The organism is Kitasatospora sp. NPDC001547, assembly GCF_042894165.1.
Taxonomy (GTDB): Bacteria; Actinomycetota; Actinomycetes; order Streptomycetales; family Streptomycetaceae; genus Kitasatospora.
Genome location: NZ_JBIAVL010000006.1, coordinates 158,642 through 179,799 on the forward strand (window position 1 = coordinate 158,642; position 21,158 = coordinate 179,799).

The 21,158-nt window shown below is 75.1% G+C and carries 19 protein-coding genes and 2 pseudogenes; 5 read left to right on the forward strand and 16 right to left on the reverse strand.

All coding sequences use genetic code 11. From position 1 onward, the window contains the following. Positions 1-676: 676 nt before the first annotated feature. The 4 genes from ACFY0X_RS14200 to ACFY0X_RS14215 form a co-directional block, all read right to left on the reverse strand. On the reverse strand, positions 677-2,083 hold the full coding sequence (locus tag ACFY0X_RS14200; protein ID WP_387753601.1) for a family 2B encapsulin nanocompartment shell protein: 1,407 nt from the start codon (positions 2,081-2,083) through the stop codon (positions 677-679). 545 nt (positions 2,084-2,628) lie between these two features. Further along, a complete protein-coding gene (locus ACFY0X_RS14205; RefSeq protein WP_387753603.1) occupies positions 2,629-3,144 on the reverse strand; it encodes a hypothetical protein in 516 nt (171 codons plus the stop codon). A 170-nt stretch (positions 3,145-3,314) separates the two neighbouring features. Then, positions 3,315-4,769: a PLP-dependent aminotransferase family protein gene (locus tag ACFY0X_RS14210; protein WP_387753606.1), complete on the reverse strand. Its 1,455-nt coding sequence runs from the start codon at positions 4,767-4,769 to the stop codon at positions 3,315-3,317. Between the two features lie 134 nt (positions 4,770-4,903). Beyond that, a complete protein-coding gene (locus ACFY0X_RS14215) occupies positions 4,904-5,497 on the reverse strand; it encodes a universal stress protein (protein ID WP_387753608.1) in 594 nt (197 codons plus the stop codon). Between the two features lie 551 nt (positions 5,498-6,048). Here ACFY0X_RS14215 and ACFY0X_RS14220 point away from each other — a divergent pair. Further along, positions 6,049-6,372 (forward strand): annotated as a pseudogene (locus ACFY0X_RS14220) (transglycosylase family protein); the annotation flags it as partial. 73 nt (positions 6,373-6,445) lie between these two features. Here the strand turns inward: ACFY0X_RS14220 and ACFY0X_RS14225 are convergent. Further along, positions 6,446-7,030: a pyridoxamine 5'-phosphate oxidase family protein gene (locus ACFY0X_RS14225; RefSeq protein ID WP_387753610.1), complete on the reverse strand. Its 585-nt coding sequence runs from the start codon at positions 7,028-7,030 to the stop codon at positions 6,446-6,448. A 181-nt stretch (positions 7,031-7,211) separates the two neighbouring features. Beyond that, the gene (locus ACFY0X_RS14230; RefSeq protein WP_387753613.1) at positions 7,212-7,646 is read right to left on the reverse strand and encodes a CBS domain-containing protein; all 435 of its coding nucleotides are present in this window, start codon (positions 7,644-7,646) and stop codon (positions 7,212-7,214) included. Positions 7,647-7,906: 260 nt separating this feature from the next. On the opposite strand from ACFY0X_RS14230, the pseudogene ligD reads away from it, so the two are divergent. After that, positions 7,907-8,776: pseudogene (ligD, locus tag ACFY0X_RS14235) on the forward strand (non-homologous end-joining DNA ligase); the annotation flags it as partial. Between the two features lie 102 nt (positions 8,777-8,878). Next, on the forward strand, positions 8,879-9,733 hold the full coding sequence (locus ACFY0X_RS14240; RefSeq protein ID WP_387754065.1) for a DNA ligase: 855 nt from the start codon (positions 8,879-8,881) through the stop codon (positions 9,731-9,733). A 35-nt stretch (positions 9,734-9,768) separates the two neighbouring features. Here ACFY0X_RS14240 and ACFY0X_RS14245 read toward each other — a convergent pair whose 3' ends face one another. From ACFY0X_RS14245 to ACFY0X_RS14275, 7 genes are all read right to left on the reverse strand, one after another. Further along, the gene (locus ACFY0X_RS14245) at positions 9,769-10,353 is read right to left on the reverse strand and encodes a type 1 glutamine amidotransferase domain-containing protein (RefSeq protein WP_387753616.1); all 585 of its coding nucleotides are present in this window, start codon (positions 10,351-10,353) and stop codon (positions 9,769-9,771) included. Positions 10,354-10,364: 11 nt separating this feature from the next. After that, positions 10,365-10,661 (reverse strand): PRC-barrel domain containing protein, encoded by a 297-nt coding sequence (locus tag ACFY0X_RS14250; protein WP_387753618.1) that lies wholly within the window; start codon positions 10,659-10,661, stop codon positions 10,365-10,367. A gap of 4 nt (positions 10,662-10,665) precedes the next feature. After that, positions 10,666-11,079 carry a DUF3040 domain-containing protein gene (locus ACFY0X_RS14255; protein WP_387754067.1) on the reverse strand — a complete coding sequence of 138 codons (414 nt, stop codon included), beginning with the start codon at positions 11,077-11,079 and terminating at the stop codon, positions 10,666-10,668. A gap of 65 nt (positions 11,080-11,144) precedes the next feature. After that, positions 11,145-11,591 carry an HAD family hydrolase gene (locus ACFY0X_RS14260; RefSeq protein WP_387753621.1) on the reverse strand — a complete coding sequence of 149 codons (447 nt, stop codon included), beginning with the start codon at positions 11,589-11,591 and terminating at the stop codon, positions 11,145-11,147. A 169-nt stretch (positions 11,592-11,760) separates the two neighbouring features. Then, entirely contained in the window at positions 11,761-12,360 is a 600-nt protein-coding gene (locus ACFY0X_RS14265) for a GNAT family N-acetyltransferase (RefSeq protein WP_387753624.1), read from the reverse strand. A 196-nt stretch (positions 12,361-12,556) separates the two neighbouring features. Then, positions 12,557-13,213, reverse strand: a complete 657-nt coding sequence (locus tag ACFY0X_RS14270; protein ID WP_387753627.1) for a TNT domain-containing protein — start codon at positions 13,211-13,213, stop codon at positions 12,557-12,559. A 212-nt stretch (positions 13,214-13,425) separates the two neighbouring features. Next, positions 13,426-14,769: a geranylgeranyl reductase family protein gene (locus tag ACFY0X_RS14275; RefSeq protein ID WP_387753629.1), complete on the reverse strand. Its 1,344-nt coding sequence runs from the start codon at positions 14,767-14,769 to the stop codon at positions 13,426-13,428. A gap of 433 nt (positions 14,770-15,202) precedes the next feature. Here ACFY0X_RS14275 and ACFY0X_RS14280 point away from each other — a divergent pair, with 433 nt between their 5' ends. Then, positions 15,203-16,234 carry an LPXTG cell wall anchor domain-containing protein gene (locus ACFY0X_RS14280; RefSeq protein WP_387753632.1) on the forward strand — a complete coding sequence of 344 codons (1,032 nt, stop codon included), beginning with the start codon at positions 15,203-15,205 and terminating at the stop codon, positions 16,232-16,234. Between the two features lie 358 nt (positions 16,235-16,592). Here ACFY0X_RS14280 and ACFY0X_RS14285 read toward each other — a convergent pair whose 3' ends face one another. The 3 genes from ACFY0X_RS14285 to ACFY0X_RS14295 form a co-directional block, all read right to left on the reverse strand. After that, positions 16,593-17,693: a calcium:proton antiporter gene (locus tag ACFY0X_RS14285; protein WP_387753634.1), complete on the reverse strand. Its 1,101-nt coding sequence runs from the start codon at positions 17,691-17,693 to the stop codon at positions 16,593-16,595. 90 nt (positions 17,694-17,783) lie between these two features. After that, entirely contained in the window at positions 17,784-19,352 is a 1,569-nt protein-coding gene (locus ACFY0X_RS14290) for a serine/threonine-protein kinase (protein WP_387753637.1), read from the reverse strand. Then, positions 19,349-20,110, reverse strand: coding sequence for a serine/threonine protein kinase (locus tag ACFY0X_RS14295; protein WP_387753640.1), 762 nt, complete (start codon positions 20,108-20,110; stop codon positions 19,349-19,351). Before ACFY0X_RS14295 ends, ACFY0X_RS14290 begins: the two co-directional genes overlap by 4 nt. 375 nt (positions 20,111-20,485) lie before the next feature. Here ACFY0X_RS14295 and ACFY0X_RS14300 point away from each other — a divergent pair, with 375 nt between their 5' ends. Further along, entirely contained in the window at positions 20,486-20,893 is a 408-nt protein-coding gene (locus tag ACFY0X_RS14300) for a hypothetical protein (RefSeq protein WP_387753642.1), read from the forward strand. Positions 20,894-21,158 lie beyond the last annotated feature (265 nt).

Consider the following 21,158-nt stretch of genomic DNA (forward strand, 5'->3'; position numbering starts at 1 on the left):
TTCGGCGGCACAGTGGGCTTCGGAGGCCAGGTCGGCTTCGGGGTGGGCTTGGGCGTGGGGCAGGGGTGGTGCCCGTGCGGAGGCCGGGGCCCCGGGTGCCCCGGCCCGACGCTCGGCACCACGCCGACCCCGACCTGGACGTCCACGTCCACGTCCACGCCGACCGTCACCTGTCCGCCCGGCCGCACCGACATCGACATGTCGGTCTCGTTGCACACGCAGACGTCCACCACCGGGCCGTGCGGGCCGTGCGGGTACCCGCCGGCGTTCCCGGCGCCGGACGCGGTCGCCCCGCCGACCAGCGCGCAGAGAGCGACCACGCCGGCCGCCGCCCCGCCCAGCCGCGCCCGCCGCCCGGGCGCCGATCCCCCACCGCCGCCAGGCGGTATCCGGCGGATCTGCCGACGCTGGGGCATGGGCTCCACACACCTCTCGGGTCGTCCGGGGAGGACGGAACGGGCTCGGGCCGACCGGCCGCGAAGGAACGGATGGAAGGGGCGGAACAGGCAGAGCGGTCGAACTCGGTCGCAGCCGTGACAGAAGGCTCATCAGGCGCGACCAGAAGTGATCAGATACGGTCAGGCGGACGGCCCGCCCTCGGGGGCAGGCCGTCCGTCCTCAGGTCAAACGATCTTCGAGCCGACCGGTTACGGCTCGTGCTCGCCGTTCCGCGCGCTCAGTGGCGGGTGTGCGCGATCTCCACGTTCTCCAGCACGCCGACCGCGTCCGGCACCAGGATGGCGGCCGAGTAGTAGGCGCTGACCAGGTACGAGATGATCGCCTTCTCGTCGATGCCCATGAAGCGGACCGACAGCGACGGCTGGTACTCGTCCGGGATGCCGGTCTGGTGCAGGCCGATGACGCCCTGGTTGTCCTCGCCGGTACGGATCACCAGGATCGAGCTCGTGTTCTCCTTGGTGATCGGGATCTTGTTGCAGGGCAGGATCGGCACCCCGCGCCAGGCCGGCACCTGCTGCCCGCCGAGGTCGACGTGGGTGGGGTACAGTCCGCGGGCGTTCAGCTCCCGGCCGATCGCGGCGATGGTCCGCGGGTGGGCCAGCAGGTAGTCGGGGTCGCGGCGGCGGTTGAGCAGCTCGTCCAGGTCGTCCGGGGTGGGCGGGCCGGAGTGGGTCTGGATGCGCTGGTCGAAGTCGGCGTTGTTGAGCAGGCCGAACTCCGGGTTGTTGACCAGCTCGTGCTCCTGGCGCTCGCGCAGGGCCTCGATCGTCAGCCGCAGCTGGTGCTCGGTCTGGTTCATCGGCTGGTTGTACAGGTCCGCGACGCGGGTGTGGACCTTCAGGACGGTCTGCGCGACGCTCAGCTCGTACTCACGGGGCTTGAGCTCGTAGTCCACGAAGGCGCCGGGCAGCTCGTACTCGCCGTGGTGGCCGGCCGACATCGCGATCTCGGCCTCGCCGCGCTCGTTCTGCGCCTGGAGCGGCAGGGCCAGGAAGGCCTGGAGGTGCTCCTGGAGGCCGGGCGCGTTGTCCCGGATGGTGGCGAAGTCCGCCCGGCTCAGCGTCAGGGCGACACCGGCGGTGGCGGTCTTGGCCGTGAACTCCCAGACGGCGTCGGGGTTCAGCAGCGCGTCCTCGCCGAAGCGGTCGCCGTCGCCGGCCACGCCGACCACGGTCTCGTCGCCGTACTTGCCGGTGCCGATCTTGTTGACCTTGCCGTGGGCGATCAGGAAGATCCTGTCGGCGGCGTCGCCCTGGGTGGTGAGCACCTCGCCGGGGCCGAAGTCCCGCTGCTGGCAGCGGTCGGCCAGGGCGGCGAGGACGTCCTCGTCCTCGTAGCCCCGCAGCAGGGCCAGCTCGCCCAGCTCGGCCGGGATCACCCGCACCTGGGAGCCGGTCTTGATGAACTCCACCACCCCGTTGCCGACGGCGTAGGTGAGCCGGCGGTTGACGCGGTAGGCGCCACCGGCCGCCTGGACCCAGGGGAGCACCTTGAGCAGCCAGCGGGAGGTGATCTCCTGCATCTGCGGTGCGGACTTGGTCGTGGTGGCAAGGTTCCGGGCAGCAGCCGTCGCAAGGCTCTGCTGCTTGGCCTGCACTGCCTCCGGGCTCGTGTCCACGGTCATCGGCAGGGCTCTCCATTCCTGTGATCGGGTCACGCGTCCAGGGGCGTACCGGCCCGCCCTGGCGCATGGCATGGCGGACCGTCAGATCCGCGTGTCAGTGGGGGCGTTGGCGAATTTCGCGAAGTATCGGCCACCCTCTCGCGGCGGCCCATCCGGAACCCTAGATCACCAGGACCCGGCGGAGCCCGAACGAAGGCCCACTACCCCCCGATAGGGTGAATCTCGCCCGGTCCGCCCCCACGGCCCCGAGGACTCCGGGAACATCCGTTCGCCGCTGCGATCCCCGTACTGCCAACGGCCTTCCCGCCCCGACCGCCGCCCGGCCGGGCCGTTCCGGAGCCCGTCGCCCGGCGTCAACCCGGCACACCGCCCCGGCAGCGGCGCGGACCCCCGGGAAACGCGAACGGCCCGTCAGGTGCCGGCACGGGGGAAGCCGGCACCTGACGGGTGATCGGGGGGCGCGCAGTCGGGGCCCTGCGCCGGGGTGGTCCGCGCGCCCGCGGCGGTCCGGCGGTGGCACCGCCGGTGCCGCCGGTACCCAAGGGTCAGGCGCAGGCGACCTGGGTCCCGGGGATGTCGACGATGCCCGAGTCGTTGGACTCGCCGCCCTGGTACTCGTAGTACAGGTAGGAGTAGAAGTCGATCCGGACGTCCGGGCCGCAGGCCGAATCGGGGGCCACGGTGTACGTCACCGTGAAGGTGCTGCCGGCGCCCGGGGCGAGCGGCACGTTGTAGCGGGCGATGCCGCCGTGGACGTTGTCACTGCACCCGTTGGTCTGGGTGCCGCAGGCCGTCGCGGTGAACTTGAGACCGGCCTGCCGACCGGTGCCGTAGGTCTCCTGGACGCTCTGGTAGACGAACTGGATCGGGGTGTCGTGCGGGTTGGTGAGCGTCAGGGTGAGCGTGAACCCGCCGCCCCGGACGGTGGTCTGCCGGTCGGAGACGGCCGTGAGGGGCAGCCGGCCGTCGGCCCGGGCCGCGGGGGCGGCGGAGAGGAGCAGACCGGCCACGAGGGCCGGACACGCGGCGAGCGCGATGCGGCTCGGATGTGTTCTGCGCATGACCAAGGAGCGTAGGCCCCGCTTCCGCCAGGGTTCCGCTCCTCGGCTCCGGTCCGTACCGACGCAGGAGCGGCGAGCGGACACCGGGCACCACGCCGCCCGCGTTCCGCCCCCGCCGGTGCGCCCGGGGGCCTATGCTTCGCCGCCCTCCCGGAGCCCTGCCACCGACCTCACCCGCACGGCGGCAGGATGTCGCAGAGCGCGCCGATCGCCGCCGGGTAGGCATGGTCCGGCGGTGTGGCGTAGCCGACCACCAGGCCGTCGACGGCGGGCATCGCCTCCTCGCCCACCGCCGGGTGCCGGTAGTCCGCGAGCCCCTCGACGGCCAGGCCCCGGTAGGCGGCGGCCTTGAGCACCGAACGCTCGGTGCCCGGTTCCAGGCGCAGCACCGCGTGCAGCCCGGCCGCGATGCCGGACACCTCGACGTGCGGGGCGCGGGCGGCGAGCGCGGCCACCAGCTGGTCGCGGCGCTCCCGGTAGCGGCGGCGCATCCGGCGCACGTGGCGGTCGTAGCCGCCGGAGTCGATGAACTCGGCGAGGGTGAGCTGGTCCAGGGCGCTGGCCCAGCCCTCGCGTTCGCCCTTGGCGGCGAGCACCCGGTCCACCAGGTGGTCGGGCAGCACCATCCAGCCGAGCCGCAGCGCGGGGGTCAGGCTCTTGCTGACGCTGCCGAGGTAGACCACCCGTTCGGGGTCGAGCCCCTGGAGGGCGCCGACCGGCTGGCGGTCGTAGCGGAACTCCCCGTCGTAGTCGTCCTCCAGGACCAACCCGCCGCGCCCGCGCGCCCAGTCGACCACGGCGGCGCGGCGCCCCGGGTCGAGCGGGCCTCCGGTCGGGAACTGGTGGGCGGGGGTGAGCAGGGCCGTCCGGACGTCCGGGTGCCGCGCCAACTCGCCGGTGCGGGCGCCCCGTTCGTCGATCGGCAGCGGCACGGTGGTGACGCCCGCGGCGGCCAGCAGCCCGCGGTGGAACCCCAGCCCGTACGCCTCGACGGCCAGCGGGCCGTGCTCGGCGGACGGCAGGACGGGCGAGGCGCCGTCGAAGAGCAGCCGCAGCGCGTGGGCGAAGCCGGAGCAGACCACGATCCGGTCGGGGTCGGTGCGCACCCCGCGGGCGCGCGCGAGGTAGTCGGCGAGGACGGTGCGCAGTTCGCGCCGGCCCTGGGGGTCGCCCGGGCCGAAGGCCTCGTTGGGGGCGGCGGTGAGGGCCCGGCGGGCGGCGGCGAGCCAGCCGGTGCGCGGGAAGGAGGAGGCGTCGGGCTGGCCCTGGCGCAGGTCGTGGATGGGACCGGGGCGGCGGGAGGGCCGGCGGGCCCGGGCGCGCGGGACGGGTTCGGCGCGTTCGGCGACGGTGGTGCCGGAGCCCTGGCGGGCGGTGAGCCAGCCCTCGGCGACGAGTTCGGCGTAGGCCTCGGCGGCGGTGTTGCGGGCCAGGCCGAGGTCGGCGGCGAGGGCGCGGTAGGGGGGCAGCCGGGTGCCGGGGGCCAGTCTGCCGCTGCGGATCGCCTCGCGCAGCGCCGACATCAGCGCGGCGCGGCGGCCGCCGGTGGCGGGGAGGTCCAGGTGCAGGTCGTTGCCGGTCGGGTGGGCGGGCTCGGAGGGGTGCGTGCCCCGCGTGTCCGTCATGGTCACGCACCCTACCGGCCGCCGCCCCGGCCCCCTTCGGGTGGCCGCCCGAAGGGGGCCGCGGCCCACGGCTCACGGCTGCAGCGCCGCGGCCACCGCTACGGCTACGGCTACGGCTACGGCTACGGCTACGGCTACGGCACCACGGTGACCGGCCAGCGGCCGGCCTTCACCAGCCGGACCGCCACCGAACCGATCACCCGGTGCCCGGCCTGCTCGGAGGCGCCGACCACCACCGCGTCGGCGCGCAGCTCGTCCGCGAGCTTGGCGAGGCCGGTGTACGGGTCGCCGCGCCTGGTCAGGAAGCGCCACTCCACCTTCCACACCTCGCGCACCCGCTGCTCGGCCTCGCGCAGCGCGGCCAGCAGTTCCTCGGCGATCTCCTGGGTGGTCTCCTCCACCGCGGCCCCGGCCAGGGCGGTCGCCGCCCCGAGGATCGGCTGGATGTACGCCACGGCGAGGACGGCGCCCTGCCGGCGGGCCAGTCCGGCGGCGTAGGCGGTGGCGCGCCAGGAGGAGTCGGAGCCGTCCAGGCCGGCCAGGACCACGCTGGGGCCGTCGGTGCCCAGCTCGAAGCCGGCGGGCGCGGCCGCGGCCTCGTGGTCCTGGGCGCCGGTCGGCACCCCGGCCGCGGCCGCTCCTCCCCCACCGGTGCCCGCCGCCCCACCCGCACCGGCGGCCGCCTCTCCCGCGTCCGCCGTGTCCGCCGCATCGCTCTCGTTGCTCATGGGCCGAGGCTATGCCCGCCACCGGGAGTGACGGCAGGGGGCGCTCCGGGTGAGGGCTGTGGCGGGGGCCACCCGGGCCGACAGCCGGGGCGGCGGAATCGGCACCGGTGGCTGGCCGGTCGTCACGCACCGTCGACCGTGTGGGCGGCCTCACAGCGGTTTCCGGGCCCGTTCGGAGTGGCGCGGGCCACTTCCAGCGCCGATTTGATCTTGGAAAAGGTGGGAAATCGGGCTAAATCGCCCCATTTCCTTGATCTTTACGCCCGGTAACAGCCCTCTGACGTGGCTAAACCTTCGAATCCTTGAAACCGCCACGGCCACCCCCGTAACTTCGAACCCGTTGCACCGAGCGATCCGCTCCGGCCGGGCCAACCGCCCCCGGGCAGGACGGTGCAGGACCACGCGAGTGACGTGTCCCCGAAACCGACGGCCTTCCGAGGGCCTGGTTCCGCGCGCTCGTAAAGCCCTCCGAAAGGAAATCCATGACCTTCCGTAACGAGACCGCCGCTGCCACCACCACTGCCACCCCGAAGCGCCGCAACCGCGTCCGGATGGCTCTGATGGCCGGGGCGCTCACCGCCCTGCCGGTGGCCGGCCTCGTCACGGCCACCAGTGCCTCCGCCGCGCCGGCTTCGGTCTGGGACAAGGTCGCCGCCTGCGAGGCGACCGGCAACTGGGCCATCAACTCCGGCAACGGCTTCTACGGCGGCCTGCAGTTCACCTCCAGCACCTGGGCCGCCTTCGGTGGCACCGCGTACGCCCCGCAGGCCCACCAGGCCAGCAAGGCGCAGCAGATCGCCATCGGCGAGAAGGTGCTCGCCGCCCAGGGCCCCGGCGCCTGGCCGGTCTGCTCCGTCAAGGCCGGTCTGACCAAGTAGGACCGCGTGCCACGAGGCCGCCGCACCCCACCTCGGGGTGCGGCGGCCTCGTCGCGTTCCGCGCCCGGCCTCAGGACGGCCGGGGCGGCAGCGGCAGCGGGACGGCCGGCAGGCCGTCGAGGCTGGTGCCGACCAGCGGCTTGCGCTCGCAGTAGGCGCCGAACTCCTCCTCGTCCTTGCGGTCGAAGTACCGGGCGTGCAGGTCGCGGTCGCCGCGGTAGTCCATGAACGGCACCGCGTACCCGCAGGAGTCGCTCACCCGCTCGGCCCTGACCAGCACGATCGCCCGCAGGCCGGAGCCGTCCGCGGCCGGGTCGAAGCGGCCGAGCAGCCCGGCGAACCGCGGGTCGTCGCGGAACACCGGCTCGCCGCGCCCGTGCACCCGCACCACGGTCGGCGGGCCCTCGAAGGAGCACCACATCAGGGTGATCCGGCCGTTCTCCCGCAGGTGGGCGACGGTCTCGGCCTGCGAACCGCCGAAGTCCAGGTAGGCGAGGGTGAGTTCGTCGACCACCACGAGCGTCCCGGAGCGGCCCTTGGGGGAGAGGTTGACGTGTCCGTCGGCGGCCAGCGGAGCGGTGGCCACGAAGTAGACCGGCTGGCGCTCGATGAACCGGCGCAGCCGGCCGTCGATGCCCGCGTACTGCTGTCCCATGGGCCGAATTGTGCCCGCGTCCCGGCGGACGGGAAAGAAGGGTCCGAACCCTGGACGGCCCGGCCCGACCGCACGACTCCTGGACGGGCCGGGCCGCACGACGCACCCCCGGGCCCGGCCGGTACGGGGACCGGCCGGTCACGGGGGCGGGGCGGGGACGGCGCGCGCGGGCGCCGGCCGGTCACCGCATCATGTAGACGCTGTCCATGAACTCGATGATCTGCTGGTCGGTCAACCGCTGGCCGTCGCGGTGCCCCATCGCCAGGTCGGCCTCGCTGATCATGCCCACCAGCCGCTCCCCGTCGATCACCGGGATGCGCCGGATCTGGTGCTGCTCCATCTTGCGCAGCACGGTGTCCATGCTGTCCTCGGCGCGCACGCAGTGCAGGTGGCCGGAGAGCTCCATGGCCGTCATCCGGGCCGGGTCCTTGCCCTCCGCGATACATCGCAGCACGATGTCGCGGTCGGTGATGATGCCCTTCAGCTTCTGGTCGTCGCCGCAGATCGGCAGCGCGCCCACGTTCTTGTCGCGCATCATCTGCGCGGCCTCGGCCAGCGTCTGGTGGGCGCCGATGCACTGGGCGCCGGTGTGCATGATGTCTCGGGCAGTGGTCACGGGGACTCCTTCGTCGATGGTTCCCCCCGCCGGTCCCCCCGCGTCCCCCCGGCGGTGCTCCCGGGCTCCCGCCGTCCGAGCGGGAGCGCGGTGACCGCGCCATCACCATAAGCAACCCCGCCGCCGCACGCGACCCCTGGCCCGAGGCGGACGGGCCGGGGCGGCGAAGCCGGGGACATCCGGGGGCGGGGCGCGCAGGACGGCCGCAGAGTGGGAGGCAGGACGACCCGCGACGCACCCGGAGGCGGACCGTGCCGCAGATGACGGTGGACGGGCGCACCCTCGCGCTCTCCCACCTCGACAAGGTGTACTACCCGCGCACCGGCACCCCCAAGGGCGAGGTGCTGCGCTACTACGCCGCCGTGCACACCGCGCTGCTCCCGCACCTGCGCGACCGCCCGGTCTCCTTCCTGCGCTGCCCGGACGGGGTCGAGGCGGAGGTGTTCGTCGCCAAGAACCCGCCGCCCGGCACCCCGGACTGGGTGCGCACGGTCGACGTGCCGAGCAGCACCGGCGAGCTGCGCCAGGTGGTGCTGGAGGACGGCGCGGCCCTGCTGGCGGTCGCCAACCTGGGCTGCCTGGAGCTGCACGTCCCGCAGTGGCACGCGGCCGCGCCCGCCCTCGCCGACCGGCTGGTGCTGGACCTCGACCCCGGCGAGGGCGCCGACGTGCTGACCTGCCGTACGGTCGCGCTGCTGCTGCGCGAGCGGCTCGCCGCGGACGGCCTGGCGGCCTGGGTGAAGACGTCCGGCTCCAAGGGCCTGCACCTGCTGGTCCCGATCGAGCCCACGCCCAGCGCCCGGGTCTCCGCGTACGCGAAGGCGCTGGCCGCCGCCCTGGAGGCCGAGCACCCGGACCTGGTGGTGCACACCATGGCCAAGGCCCGCCGCCGGGGCCGGGTGCTGGTCGACTGGTCACAGAACAACGCCAAGAAGACAACCGCCGCCCCGTACACCCTGCGCGCCCGGCCGCTGCCGACCGTCTCCACCCCGCTGGAGTGGGCGGAGCTGGAACGGGCCGCCGCCGAGCGGGACCTGGTCTTCACCCTCGCCGAGGTGCCGGACCGGCTGGCCGCGCACGGCGACCTGCTCGCCCCGCTGCTGGAGCGGGAGCGGGCCCGGCCGCTGCCCGCCGCGCCCTCGGCGTCCGGACCGGCACCGGCACCGGAACAGCAGCCGCGGCCGCGCCGGGCGGAGTCGGCGCGCCAGGTGCTGCACCCGCCCGTCGAGGTGATGCGCCCGGCCGCCGTGACCGCCGTCCCGCCCGCCGACGGCCTGGGCGGCGGGGGCGTGCTGTACGAGCTGAAGCTGGACGGCTTCCGCTGCGTCGCCTTCGCCCGCGGCGAGGAGCCCGCCTACCTCCAGTCCCGCAGCGGCCGGGACCTCGCCCCCGAGTTCCCGGCGGTCGCCGCGGCCGTCGCCCGGCTGCCCGAGGGGCTGGTGCTGGACGCCGAGCTGGTCGCCTGGCGCGGCGGCCGGTTCGCCTTCGGCGAGCTGCTGCGCACCCGCCAGGTCCGCGCGGCCGCGCCCGAGGTGGCGCTCGGCCTGATCGCCTTCGACGTGCTGGCGCTGCCCGGCCGCGACGTGCGCCGGCTGCCGCTCACCGACCGGCGCCGGCTGCTGCTCGCCGCCCTCGCCGACGTCCCGCCGCCGGTCCAGCCGGTGATGGCCACCACGGACCGGGCGGAGGCGCTGGAGTGGATGGAGCGGCTCGCCGACACCGGTGTGGAGGGCCTGGTCTGCAAGGCCGCCGCCTCCCCCTACCGCCCCCGCGGCGCCGGCCGGGTCTGGGTCAAGTACCGCCGCAGCGACACCCTCGACGCCACCGTCCGCGCCGTCACCGGCCCGGCCGCCCACCCGCACGCGCTGGTCCTGCGGCTCGACGACGGCCGGGTGTTCCTGACCACCCCGCGGCTCACCCCGGTTCAGTCCCGCGAGGTCGCCGAGATCGTCCGCCCGCTGCTCGGCCCGCCCGCCACCGACCCCGACCACGGCCCGGTGCACCCGCTGACCTCTCCCGTGCGCGCCGAACTCACCCTCACGGGCCGGCCGCCCGCCGCCACCTTCGTCCGGCTCCGGGGGGACTGACAGAAGGACCGACGGGAGGGCCGACGCGCCCGCCGTCACCGCCGCCGCTTCGTCGCCGCGTGGGCGAACTCCGTCACGAAGGCGTCGTCGAACAGCGGCAGGTCGCCCGGCTTGCGACTGGTGACGAGCGGGCCGGGGCCGTCGTGGCAGACGTGCACCGGTTCGTCCACCCACTGCGCGCCGGCGTTGACCAGGTCGGTGCGCAGGCTGGGCCAGGAGGTGAGGGTGCGCCCGCGCACGGCGTCGGCCTCGATGAGCGTCCAGGCCGCGTGGCAGATCGCCGCGACCGGCCGGCCGGCGGCGCAGCAGGCGTGCACGAAGGCGACCGCCGGGCGGTCCAGCCGCAGCTGGTCGGGGTTGGCGACGCCGCCGGGCAGGACCAGCCCGTCGTAGTCGGCCGGGTCCGCCTCGGCGACCAGGACGTCCACGGCGAAGGTGTCGCCCGGGGCGAGGTGCCGGACGGCCCGGACCCGGCCCTCGGCGGTGGACAGCAGCCGCGGGGTGCCGCCGGACTCGGCGACCGCCTGCCAGGGGTCGGCCAGTTCGGCCTGCTCGACCCCGTACGGCGCGACCAGGAAGGCGATCGTCCGGCCGGTGAGCGTGGTGGCGGGCCAGCCCATGGTCCGGTCGCTCAGCGCGGGTGCGGGGCGGTCAGGTCGACGGCCGCGGGCGGAACGGAACTCAGCCTGGCGCGCGGGCAGTCGAGGTGGACGGCGTGGTCCAGGTGGTCGAGCCGGGCGATCAGCCCGGCCGGGACGGGCAGCCGGGTGCCCGGCACCCAGGGCCCGGCGTCGACGAGCAGGTGGTCCCCGGTGTCCTCCACGACCCGGCCGACCGGGCCGTCGGTGGCGTGCACCTCGTACCCGACCAACGCGAGGTCGGCGGCGGGGTGGGAGCCCGGGCGGTACTCCCACAGCTCGGTGGTCATCGCGTCACGCCTCCGGTCGGTCCCAGGGGCGCCGCTCGCGGCGCTCCCGGCGTTCCCGGGCCTGTGCCGGGTCCACGGGTCCGGGGCCGCCGTGGGCCGCCCTGCGGCGGCGCAGCAGCTCGGCGGTGGCGACCGCGGCCGCCACCGTGGCCACCCAGACCACGCCGAGCGCGACCAGCACGGAGGTGACCGGGGTCCGTACGCCCACGCCGAGACAGATCACCGTCATCACCAGGGCGGTGAGCACCACCCCCGCCGAGATCCTGCGGCCGACCGCGCGCAGCACGCCCCGGGCCCGGCTGGGCGGCTTGGCGCCCATCGTGCTCAACTTCCGGTCGAGCCGTGTGTCCTGGCGCAGATCGGACTCGATCTCCTCGAGGAGCCGCCGCTCCCATCCGCTCAACGCGGGGCCGTCCATCTCGGTCACCTCCGACACCTCCGGTGACGTGCTCGCACCCGGCGGTTGCCCGGTACGGGCGGGCGCTAACCGTTCGGGGCGCCGGCTGTTCCGGCGCCGACGGGCCCGAAGGCCCGGGGGCGGGCGAGCAGGCTGTCGTCCAGGACGCCCAACAGCGCGGCGGCGTCGCGGTGGACCTCGGCCGCGCCCGCCGCCCGCAGTTCCGGGCCGGTGTCCCGGCCCGCCGCCAGGGCGACGCAGGGCACTCCGGCCCGCCGCGCCGCCCGGACCTCGCGCACGCTCCCGGCGACGGCCACGGCATGCGAGGGCCTGCCGTCCACCAGGTCCAGCGCGGCCCGCACCGGATCGCCCCCGGGATCGGCCACGGTGAGGGCCGGCGCCCCCGCCGGCCCGGGGCCGGTCAGCACCACCGTCCACCCCCGGGCGGCGCACTCGCGCAGCAACTCGGTACCGCCGGGCAGTGCGGGCTGCCACCAGTCGGTACCGAAGAGGGCCGCCGAGATCACCGTCATGACCACCGATTCCGTTCGCGGGCGACACACCGGACGCTCCCTTCCAGGTTAGGTCGCTCCCCCGCCTCGCGCGCAGCCTGCGGCCCGCGGCCCCGTGGGTCCAGGAGCCCGCGCGTCCAGGAGCCCGCGCGTCCAGGGGCCCGTGCGTCCAGGGGCCGGGGGCGGGCCCTCAGTGCGGGAACGGGTCGGAGGCCAGCCGGGCGTGGAGGTGTTCGTCGACGTAGACGCCCCCGCCGTAGGTGTAGGAGCCGCGCAGGGTGCCCTCGTAGGGGAAGCCGGCCCGCTCGGCGACCCGGCAGGAGTCCTCGTTGGCGACGGCGTGGTAGAGCTCGACGCGGCGGACGTCGGCGTGCTCCACGGCCCAGCGGGTGACGGCGGTGGCGGCCCGGGAGGCCAGGCCCCGGCCGCGGGCGGCGGCGACCAGCCAGTAGCCGATCATGGCCACCCCGTCCTCCCGGTCGGTCCACCCCAGGTAGACGTTGCCGCACAGGCTGCCGTCGGCGGCGTCGAGGACGGCGAAGGAGGCCGCGGTGCCGGCGGCCCAGCGCTCCTCGCAGCGGTCCAGGTAGGTCTCGGGGATCACCGGGCCGGTGGCGCCGAGCGGGCTCCAGCGGGCGACGGCCGGGTCCTGCGAGGCGGCGACCAGGGCGGGCACGACGCCGCCGGGCACGTCGAGGCCACGGCCCCACGGGCGCAGCGTGGCATCGCCCAGGTCGAGGACGGTGGGGCGGAAGACGCGCCGGTCGGTGACGGGATCGCTGATGGTCATCCGGTCTTCCTATCCCCCGCCGCCCGGCGTCCGCCAGCGAATAATCCGTCGTCGGGGCGCCGCGGTTCGGCGTCCGGCGGTCCCGGCGCGACGTCCGGCGGTCCCGGCGCGACGTCCGGCGGTCCCGGCATGGCGGCGGCGCCCGGTGGCCGGTTCGCACCGCGCGCCGGACGCCGCCGTACGGGGGCGGAGCGGGTCAGATCCGGGCCAGGTAGCCGTTCTCCACCAGCCAGAGCACGTTCAGCCTGGCCGGGCCGCCGGGCAGCAGGGCGCCGTCGAGCTGGTACTGGAGGCCCCAGCCGGGTTGGTTGAACCACGGCGCGATCGGGCCGGCGTGCACCGTGAAGGCCTTGACCACCTTGTAGTCGTGGTAGTTGCAGGCGGCCGGCGGGTTGCCGTCCAGGCTCTGCGGCGGGATGGCGCGGTTGGCGTACGGCAGGCCCTCGGGGGCGAGGAAGGCGCCGTACTCGCTGCCGTAGCGGTCGATGTTCTGGTCGGGGTGGAGCGTGAGGTCGAACTCGATCGGGGTGCCGTCGGGCCGGATGACGTAGCCGTCGGCCGGCGGGTACGTCCAGCCGCCCTTGCCGCCGTTGCCGGCCGGGTCGTAGTACTCGGCGAGGAAGTCCTGGGCGCTCGCGCCGCCGGTGCGCTGGTAGCCGGCGAGCTGGCGGCCGACCGGTCCGGTGGTCGGGAGGTCGGCGGGGCCGAGGCGGGCGTCGTCGTCGCGGAAGGCGGCGGAGCACTGGTCGGAGGGGGTGGCCGCCGGGGCCGCTACGGCGGCGGGAGTGCTCACGGCGGTCAGGGCGGCGGCCGCGGCGAGCGGCGCTATGAGCAGGCGAAGGCGAAGGCGCACGGTGTCTCCGTCGAACGGGTCAGCGGTCGAGAAAGGAGCCGCGGAGGCGCGGTGTGCTCACCCTCCGTGGCTGGTTCGACACCAGGCAATCGGATCATCTGATCATTCGTCAACATGACCCGTACATCCGAGCGTTCGACCCCGCGGATTCGGCCGAACCCGGGACGCCGGGCCCGCCCACCCGCGAGGATGAGCGGTCCGGCGCCGCCGGGTCACCTCCCCGGGGCGACCCGCCCGAGCAGGTGGAGCAGCCGGTCGAGGGCGTCCTTGGAGTTCGGCTCGGTCAGGTTGACCATCAGCCGGAACGCCACCTTCAGCAGCGCCGGGTGGCCGAGCCCGGCGGCCCCGGCCGCGCCGAGCAGCTTCGGGCGGCCCAGCAGGTCGGCGGCCAGGCGGCCGAGGGCGAAGTAGCCCGCGTAGGCGGAGCGCAGCGCCTGCGGGTAGGCGCGCAGGGCGAGTTCGCGGCCGCGGTCGGTGCGGCGGGCGAGGGCCTGGACGATCGTCTCGGCGGCGTAGCGGCCGGACTCCATCGCGTAGGCGATGCCCTCGCCGGTGCCCGGGCTGACCGTGCCGCCCGCGTCGCCGACCAGCAGCAGGCCGTCGGCGTAGTGGGGTTGGCGGTTGAGGCCCATCGGCAGGGCGGCGCCGCGGATCGGCTCGGTGACCGCGTCGGGGCTGTAGCCGTACTCCGGCGGCAGGCCGTCGCACCAGTGGCGCAGCAGCTCGCGCCAGTCCACCTCGGTCTTGGCGGTGTCCAGGACCCCGAGTCCGACGTTGGCGGTGCCGTCGCCCATGCCGAACACCCAGGCGTAGCCGGGCAGCAGGCGCCGGGCCGGGTCCTTGGGGTCGCGCAGGTCGAGCCAGGCCTCCAGGTAGCGGTCGTCGTGCCGCGGGGTGGTGAAGTACGTCCGGTACGCGACGCCCATCGCGCGGTCGGTGCGGCGGTAGCGCTTCATCGCCACCGACAGCCGGGTGGAGTTGCCGTCGGCGGCGACCACGACCGGGGCCCGGTAGGCGACCGGCCGGCGTTCCTCGCCCAGCTTGGCGGTGACGCCGGTGATCCGGCCCGTCCGCTCGTCCAGCAACGGGCCCGTCACATTGGCGCGTTCGACGACCTTGGCACCGGAGGAGGCGGCCCTGCGGGCGAGCAGTTCGTCGAAGTCGGCGCGGCGCCGGACCAGTCCGTACCCGGGGTAGGCGGAGAGCTCGGGCCAGTCGAACTCGATCGAGCGGTGCCCGGAGATCAGCCGCAGGCCCCGGTTGTGCAGCCAGCCGGCCTCCTCGGAGACGTCGATGCCGAGGTCCGCGAGCTGTTTGACGACGCGCGGGGTGAGGCCGTCCCCGCAGACCTTCTCGCGCGGGAAGGCGGACTTCTCCAGCAGCAGCACGTCCAGTCCGGTCCGGGCCAGGTGGGCGGCGGCGGTGGAGCCGGCCGGGCCGGCGCCGACCACGATCACGTCGGCGCTCTCCGCGGCCCGGAGGGTCTCCCCGCCCCCGGCGGCCTCCTCGGGCCGGGCCGCCTGCTCGGGCCGGACGGTCTGCTCTGGACCGGGCATCGCACTCTCCCACGGGTCGGATCGGCTGTCCGCGCGACGGAAGCGTCGGACTGGGCGGTTCCGGACGGACGATAGAGAACCCCGGCACCCGCCCGCCGCCCCGACACGCAGGCCGCCGCCGCGAACCGGTCAATACCGGCCACCGCGGTGGTCCGGGTTCACCCGCCGGACCGCGTCCCGGAGTTGACCGGCCAACCGGCTCGAACGCACACGAAGCCCCGACAACCGGGTAATCAGATCGTTGTAATGAACTAGTCGGACCAATCGCCTGGAGCGATGCATTTCGGCCAAACCCACCTTGCGTCACGTTCCCGGCTGCGGGAACTTTTGTGCCCCTCCCGTCGCACGACACCGGCTCCCGCCGAACGGCCGACCAGAGGCTCCCTGCCGCCGCGCGGGCCCGTCCCGGCCTGCCGTACCCGATGGAAGTCAGATGCACCTCCGCTCCACCGCCGCGCGCTCCCTGGTGGCCGTCCCGACCGCCGCCGCGCTCATGCTGCTCGCCCCCGCCGCGCACGCCGCCGCGGGCGGCAAGGGCGGCGCCCCCGGCAACAACGGCACCGTCAAGATCCACGACGCCGGCACCGGCCAGGAGGACGTGCGCAACGAGCCCAAGGTCTGCACCTTCTACCTGGACTCCTTCGGCTTCGACGCCAACCAGGACGTCATCTGGGCGATCTCCACCGTCGGCCCCAAGGGCGAGACGCTCGCCGCCTTCGGCGACATCCCGGTCGACCCGCACGGCCACGTGCGCACCGAGGACATCCACCTACCGGACGGCCACTACAAGCTCTACTGGCAGTCGGTCGAGCTGGTGGACGGCAAGCTGCCGAAGGACGCCAAGCTCAACAACCCCAAGCACAAGGTCTTCAAGGTCGACTGCGGCGGCCAGAGCCCGACCCCGACCCCGACCGGCAAGCCCTCTCCGAGCGTGACGCCGACCCCGGTGAAGACGCCGCCGACCAGCCCGACCGCGGTGCCCTCGCACACCCCGTCGGTCCCGGCCACGACGCCCGCCACCACCCCGGCCACGACTCCGGCCTCGCCGAGCGGGAGCCCGAAGCCCACCGAGACGCCGAAGCCCCCGGTGACGCCGAGCGCCACCCCGACCACCCCGGCGGCGACCGCCCCGGTGACGCCTCCGGTCACCGAGAAGCCGACCGAGCAGCCCACCGGGAAGCCGACCACCACCGGCGCCCCGAGCCCGGCCCCGTCGGACGCGCCGACCGCCACCGTGCCGGTGCACGTCCCGACCACCGAGACCCCGGTCAACCCGGAGCAGCCGCTGGTCATGCCCGACAAGGTCAGCGTCCCCACCCCGATCCCGGGCGCCCCCTCGGACGGCAAGAAGCTGGCCACCACCGGTAGCGACGGCACCCTGCTCTACGCGGGCGCCGGCACCGTGCTGCTGCTGGGCGGCGCGGGCGCGGTGGTCTACGCCCGCCGTCGTCGCACCAGCTCCTGAGGTACCCGCCCGGGCGCGTCCCGGGCAGCGCGCCGCGACTGAGCCGCGACGCCACTGAGCCCCTGGTCCCGCGAGCAGCTGCGGGACCAGGGGCTCCCTGTCGTTCCACGGCGCGCACCCCCTCGGGGGTTCACCGGCGGTCGCGCCCGGCTCGACGAGGGGCCCTGGCCACGGGGGTGAGCCAGGGCCCTCATCCGGAACCACGGCCGCCGCCCCCTCCCGGGTTCACCGTCGGCCCCGTCGGACGCGTCGGCCCCACCGGCCCCGTCCGGCCCGGCCCCGGGTACGCCGGAAGCCCCTGGCCCGCACGGGGGGAACGGGCCAGGGGCTTCCACTCCCGACTACGGCCGGCGGGCCGTCACGGGTTCAGCGCCAGCACCACGTATCCCGCCAGCACCGCCAGGTGCACCGCCCCCTGCAGCGGGGTCGCCCGGCGCGGGATGACCGTGAGGGTGAGCAGCACGATCGTCAGGGTCAGCAGCACCATGTGCGCCGGGTCGAGGCCGAGGACGAGGGGGCCGGAGAGCCAGCTGGAGGCGATCGCGACCGCCGGGATGGTCAGGCCGATGCTGGCGAGCGCCGAGCCCAGGGCGAGGTTGAGGCTGGTCTGCACCCGGTTGCGGACGGCCGCGCGCAGCGCCGCGATGGTCTCCGGCAGCAGGACCATCATGGCGATCACCACGCCGACCACGGCGTGCGGGAGCCCGGCGTCGTCCACCGCCTTCTCGATGGTCGGCGACACGCCCTTGGCCAGGCCCACCACCGCCACCAGGGCGACGGCCAGCAGCAGCAGGCTGACCCCGGCGGCCCGGAGGGTGGGCGGGGAGGCGTGGTCCTCCTCGTCCAGCACCCGGCCCTCGGGGGTGACGGGCAGGAAGTAGTCCCGGTGCCGGACGGTCTGGGTGGCGACGAACAGCCCGTAGACCACCAGCGAGGCGGTGGCCGCGAAGGTGAGCTGGGTGGTCGAGAACTGCGGGCCGGGCGAGCTGGTGGTGAAGGTCGGCAGCACCAGGCTGAGGGTCGCCAGGGTGGCGATGCAGGCGAGCGCGGCGCCGGTGCCCTCGGCGTTGAAGACGGCGGTCCGGTACCTGACGGCGGCGACCAGGATGGACAGTCCGAGGATGCCGTTGCAGGTGATCATCACGGCGGCGAAGACGGTGTCCCGGGCCAGCGTGGAGGACTTGTCCCCGCCGTCGGCCATCAGCGTCACGATCAGCGCGACCTCGATCACGGTGACCGCCACCGCGAGGACCAGTGATCCGAAGGGCTCCCCCGACCAGTGCGCGATGACCTCGGCGTGGTGCACGGCGGACAGCACGGCGCCCACCAGGAAGCAGGCGACCACCGCCACCACCCAGCCGGGCAGGTTCTTGTGCCAGGTCAGGGCGAGGACGAGGAACGACACCACGGGGACGACGACGGTCCATCGCGCGGCAGCGGAGCGGAGCTTCGTGATCATGCCGCCGAGGATCCCAGACCGGAGGCCCGTCCTCCGGGTGCCCGCGCCGCGATTCGTGCCGTTGTGGCACAACTCATCCCGTTTCTCCGCTCACCCGCCGTAGTCGTGGAGGTACTGGAGCACCGTGTCGACATGTTTCCGAACGCGCTCCGGCACGCCTCCCTCGGCCGTCACGGTCTTGTCGCTGGTCCGGTACGCCGCCGCGACCAGGGCGGGCAGGTCGCGGGTGAAGCCGTGGCGCCTCAGCCGCTGGTCGAGCCAGCAGGCGTAGTTGCCCATCGCGGCGATCGCGTCGCCCGGGTCCCAGTACGACTTCGGGCCGGGGTGGGTCGCGGCCCTGCCCCAGGCCTCGAAGACGGACGGCGTCCACATGGCGATGCCGTACTCGCCGGTCTCCGGGCGGGCCGCGTTCGGGTCGAAGCCGCTCTCGGCCTTCAGCATGGCGGCCAGCAGCACCGGGGTGACCTCCGGCTCCGGGCAGCGCCGCGCCGCGGTCTCGATCATGCCCCGGTAGGCCGTAGGGACGTCCGAGCCGGCCGGGATCGCGCCGGGCGGCGGGGGCACCGCCCGGTGGGCGGCACCCGGCCCGCCGGGCTCCGGCCCGCCCGCCAGGGCGAGGACGGCCAGTCCGCAGGCGGCCAGGCCCGCCCCGGCCCGGACGGCGGCGCGGCGGCGGCGGGCGGGCCGGGCGACGGCCCGGGCCACCAGCACGGCCGGCTCGGTCCGGGACCGCTCCTCCCGTCCGGGCGCGAGGCAGGCGGCGACCACGGGCCGCCAGCGCACCGGCAGCGCCTCGTCCAGCCGCAGCGGCGCGGCGCCCCGGGCGTACGCCTGGGCGGCCAGCGAGCGGGCCCGGGCGGTGGCGCCGAGGAAGGGGTGCAGGCCGCCGGTGAGCAGCTGGTGGGCGATCACGCCGAAGGCCCAGACGTCGGCACTGGGGCGCACCGCGACTCCCCGGGCGCCGGTGCGCTCGGACCACCACTCGGGCGGGACGTGGTCGGGCGAGCCCAGCGGCGGCGCGTACGCGTGGGTGCCCTCCAGCTCGGCGGTGAGGCCGAAGTCGGCGATCTTGGCGGTGCCGTCGGGCATCAGCAGGACATTGGCCGGTTTCAGGTCCCCGTGCACCCAGCCGGCCCGGTGCATGTGGGTCAGCCCGGCGCAGACCTCGGTGAGGATGCGCTCGGCGCCCGGCACCGCCGTACCGGGACGGGCCCCGGCCAGCAGGTCCTGCAGGCTGCGGGCGGCGCGTTCCATCACCAGGGCCACGGCGCCGTCCAGCGCCGGGTGGTCCGGGTCCTCGACGGTGACCACGGCGAGGGTGCGGATCAGGTGGGGGTGGTCGGCGCGGCGGCTGAAGCGCTGCTCGCTGCGGGCCATCCGGGCCACCGTCCGGCGCTGGCCGGGGCTGAACCGGGCCGCGCCGAGGAGCTTGACGGCGACCCGGCTGCCGTCGGGGCCCTCGGCGGCGTGCACGCTGCCCCAGGCGCCCGCGCCGAGGAGGGCGCCGAGCCGGTAGCCGGCGATCGGGTACCCCTCCGGGACCGCGAAGGACGGACCGCCGGGCGGCTCCGGCCCGGGCGGCGTCGGCTCGGGCGACTCCGGCTCCGGCGCCGACCCGGCCGCCGTCGGCTCCGGCCCGGGCGGGGCGGCGGGCGTCACGGCCGGGCGGCCGCGCGCCGGGACGGGAGCAGCGAAAGGTGCTCCTCCCGGACGAGGTCGAACCTCAGCGCCAGCGCGACCAGTTCCTCGCGCTTGCCGCCGCCCGCCCCCTCCTCGTACGGCTCGCGCAGCCGCAGCTTGGTCTCCACCAGGTAGTCGATGTGGTAGTTCACCGCCGAGCGGCTCAGTCCCCGGCAGCCGGGCAGGGCGCGCAGCCGGGCGAGCACCTCGGTCACCCCGGGGACGGCCGCGGCGGAGGGCGAGCGCAGCCGGGGCTCGCAGAGCGCGAGCAGGACCAGGAAGTACTTGGCGGTCGGGTCCAGGGCGAACGGGCTGACGGTGCGCTCGCCGTCGGCGCGGCCGGGCGGGCCGTCGAGGTAGGCGTGCTGCGGGGCGAACACCTTGAAGGCGGCGGATTCGCCGAGCGCGGGCAGCAGCACCCGGGAGAGCTCGAACGGGACGGGCGCGCCGAGCCGGCCGGGCGCCACCTTGACGTGCTCGCCCGCGCCCTCCAGGTTCTCCACCACATAGGTGGCCGAGGTGCTGAAGTTGGACAGCCGCCAGTAGTCCTCGGCCGCGACCACCTCCCCCGCCCGGCGGGAGACGCCCTGGTCGGGCAGCGGGATGGGGACCGGACGGCCGGGCTCCCCGCGCCCGAACACCGCGGCCTCGCCCGGGCCCATCCGCAGCAGGCCGGGGGCGTCGGCGGGCGCCATCCCGGGCCCGGGGCAGGGAAGTTGGACGATGACCGTGTCCACGCGGCACCTCCGTGGGATCGGGTCGATGGTATCCGTCCGATCCGCTCCGCAGACGCATCGCCACCCGGACGAGTGAGGGCGCGGTTCGAGCAGGCCTACGAACCGCTGGACGTCGGGGAGTTGGAGCGGATGGCCGAGCCCTCGGTGCGGGTGGACGGCGGGGGGACGGCGGGGCGACGGATGGCACCACTCCGAGCAACTGATCATCCGTCAGGACGGGAGTTGTCCGTGCGCCGAACAGAGGGCGAATGGTTGCAGGATGTAGTTGAACGGTCACCATGAGTGTGACGCAACGCACACAGCACGACATCCACGATGTGTGCAAGACTCATCTCAAGGAGTGAGATTCCCTTAATTTCCAAGGAGGTTCGCATTATGCGCGCTCGGATCGCAGCTCTGGCACTGGCGGCGGCAGGGATCACCGGCCTGACGGCGGCTCCGGCCATAGCGGCCCCGGCGACGTCCGGCACCGACGCCGTGGCCTGCGCCGCGGTGCTCAACCAGCCCTGCGTATCGCACCAGGCCGACGGCGAGGGCATCGTGGGCGTCGCCCAGGTCAGCGCGGACCCGGGCCAGTTGACGATGGTTCGGGTCGAGATCCGGACCCAGGAGGCCTGGGGCAGTCCGTGGGAGACGGTCGCCTCCGCAACCACCGTGCGGTTCGGCTCCGCCACGGCGGTCACCCCGCGGGTGACCGCCACCGCGCCGCGCCTGATCTGCGCGACCGCCGGCCCGGCGCTGGACGTCTCCCAGCAGGTCACCACCTGCACCAGGCCGTTCTGACCGCGGCGCCGCCGAAGCGCCGCACCCGCCACCCCCACACCGTCCGTACGACCGGGCAGCCGTCCGGACGGCCGGGGAGCGGGAAGCCGTAGCGGGCACCCCCACCGGGGCCGGCCGCCGGGACGTCGCGTCCCGACGGCCGGCCTCGGCGCCCCACCAGGCGGAAGGGCGGCCGGCGGCGGTGGACGGAAGATCGTCCGGGCACCGGAGCCGGGTGGACCTGGGGCACCCCTTCACGGCAAACTGGTCTAGACCTCGGAGGTCT

Bases quoted from the DNA above. Each gene is read 5' to 3' on its own strand.
- ACFY0X_RS14245 (WP_387753616.1), bottom strand. From the start codon at position 10,353: ATGGGCTGGCCCGCCACCACGCTCACCGGCCGGACGATCGCCTTCCTG.
- ACFY0X_RS14250 (WP_387753618.1), bottom strand. From the start codon at position 10,661: ATGACCACCGAGCTGTGGGAGTACCGCCCGGGCTCCCACCCCGCCGCC.
- ACFY0X_RS14265 (WP_387753624.1), bottom strand. From the start codon at position 12,360: ATGACCATCAGCGATCCCGTCACCGACCGGCGCGTCTTCCGCCCCACC.
- ACFY0X_RS14255 (WP_387754067.1), bottom strand. From the start codon at position 11,079: ATGGACGGCCCCGCGTTGAGCGGATGGGAGCGGCGGCTCCTCGAGGAG.
- ACFY0X_RS14215 (WP_387753608.1), bottom strand. From the start codon at position 5,497: ATGAGCAACGAGAGCGATGCGGCGGACACGGCGGACGCGGGAGAGGCG.
- ACFY0X_RS14225 (WP_387753610.1), bottom strand. From the start codon at position 7,030: ATGGGACAGCAGTACGCGGGCATCGACGGCCGGCTGCGCCGGTTCATC.
- ACFY0X_RS14275 (WP_387753629.1), bottom strand. From the start codon at position 14,769: ATGCCCGGTCCAGAGCAGACCGTCCGGCCCGAGCAGGCGGCCCGGCCC.
- ACFY0X_RS14205 (WP_387753603.1), bottom strand. From the start codon at position 3,144: ATGCGCAGAACACATCCGAGCCGCATCGCGCTCGCCGCGTGTCCGGCC.
- ACFY0X_RS14210 (WP_387753606.1), bottom strand. From the start codon at position 4,769: ATGACGGACACGCGGGGCACGCACCCCTCCGAGCCCGCCCACCCGACC.
- ACFY0X_RS14285 (WP_387753634.1), bottom strand. From the start codon at position 17,693: ATGATCACGAAGCTCCGCTCCGCTGCCGCGCGATGGACCGTCGTCGTC.
- ACFY0X_RS14200 (WP_387753601.1), bottom strand. From the start codon at position 2,083: ATGACCGTGGACACGAGCCCGGAGGCAGTGCAGGCCAAGCAGCAGAGC.
- ACFY0X_RS14260 (WP_387753621.1), bottom strand. From the start codon at position 11,591: ATGACGGTGATCTCGGCGGCCCTCTTCGGTACCGACTGGTGGCAGCCC.
- ACFY0X_RS14240 (WP_387754065.1), top strand. From the start codon at position 8,879: ATGCGCCCGGCCGCCGTGACCGCCGTCCCGCCCGCCGACGGCCTGGGC.
- ACFY0X_RS14280 (WP_387753632.1), top strand. From the start codon at position 15,203: ATGCACCTCCGCTCCACCGCCGCGCGCTCCCTGGTGGCCGTCCCGACC.
- ACFY0X_RS14300 (WP_387753642.1), top strand. From the start codon at position 20,486: ATGCGCGCTCGGATCGCAGCTCTGGCACTGGCGGCGGCAGGGATCACC.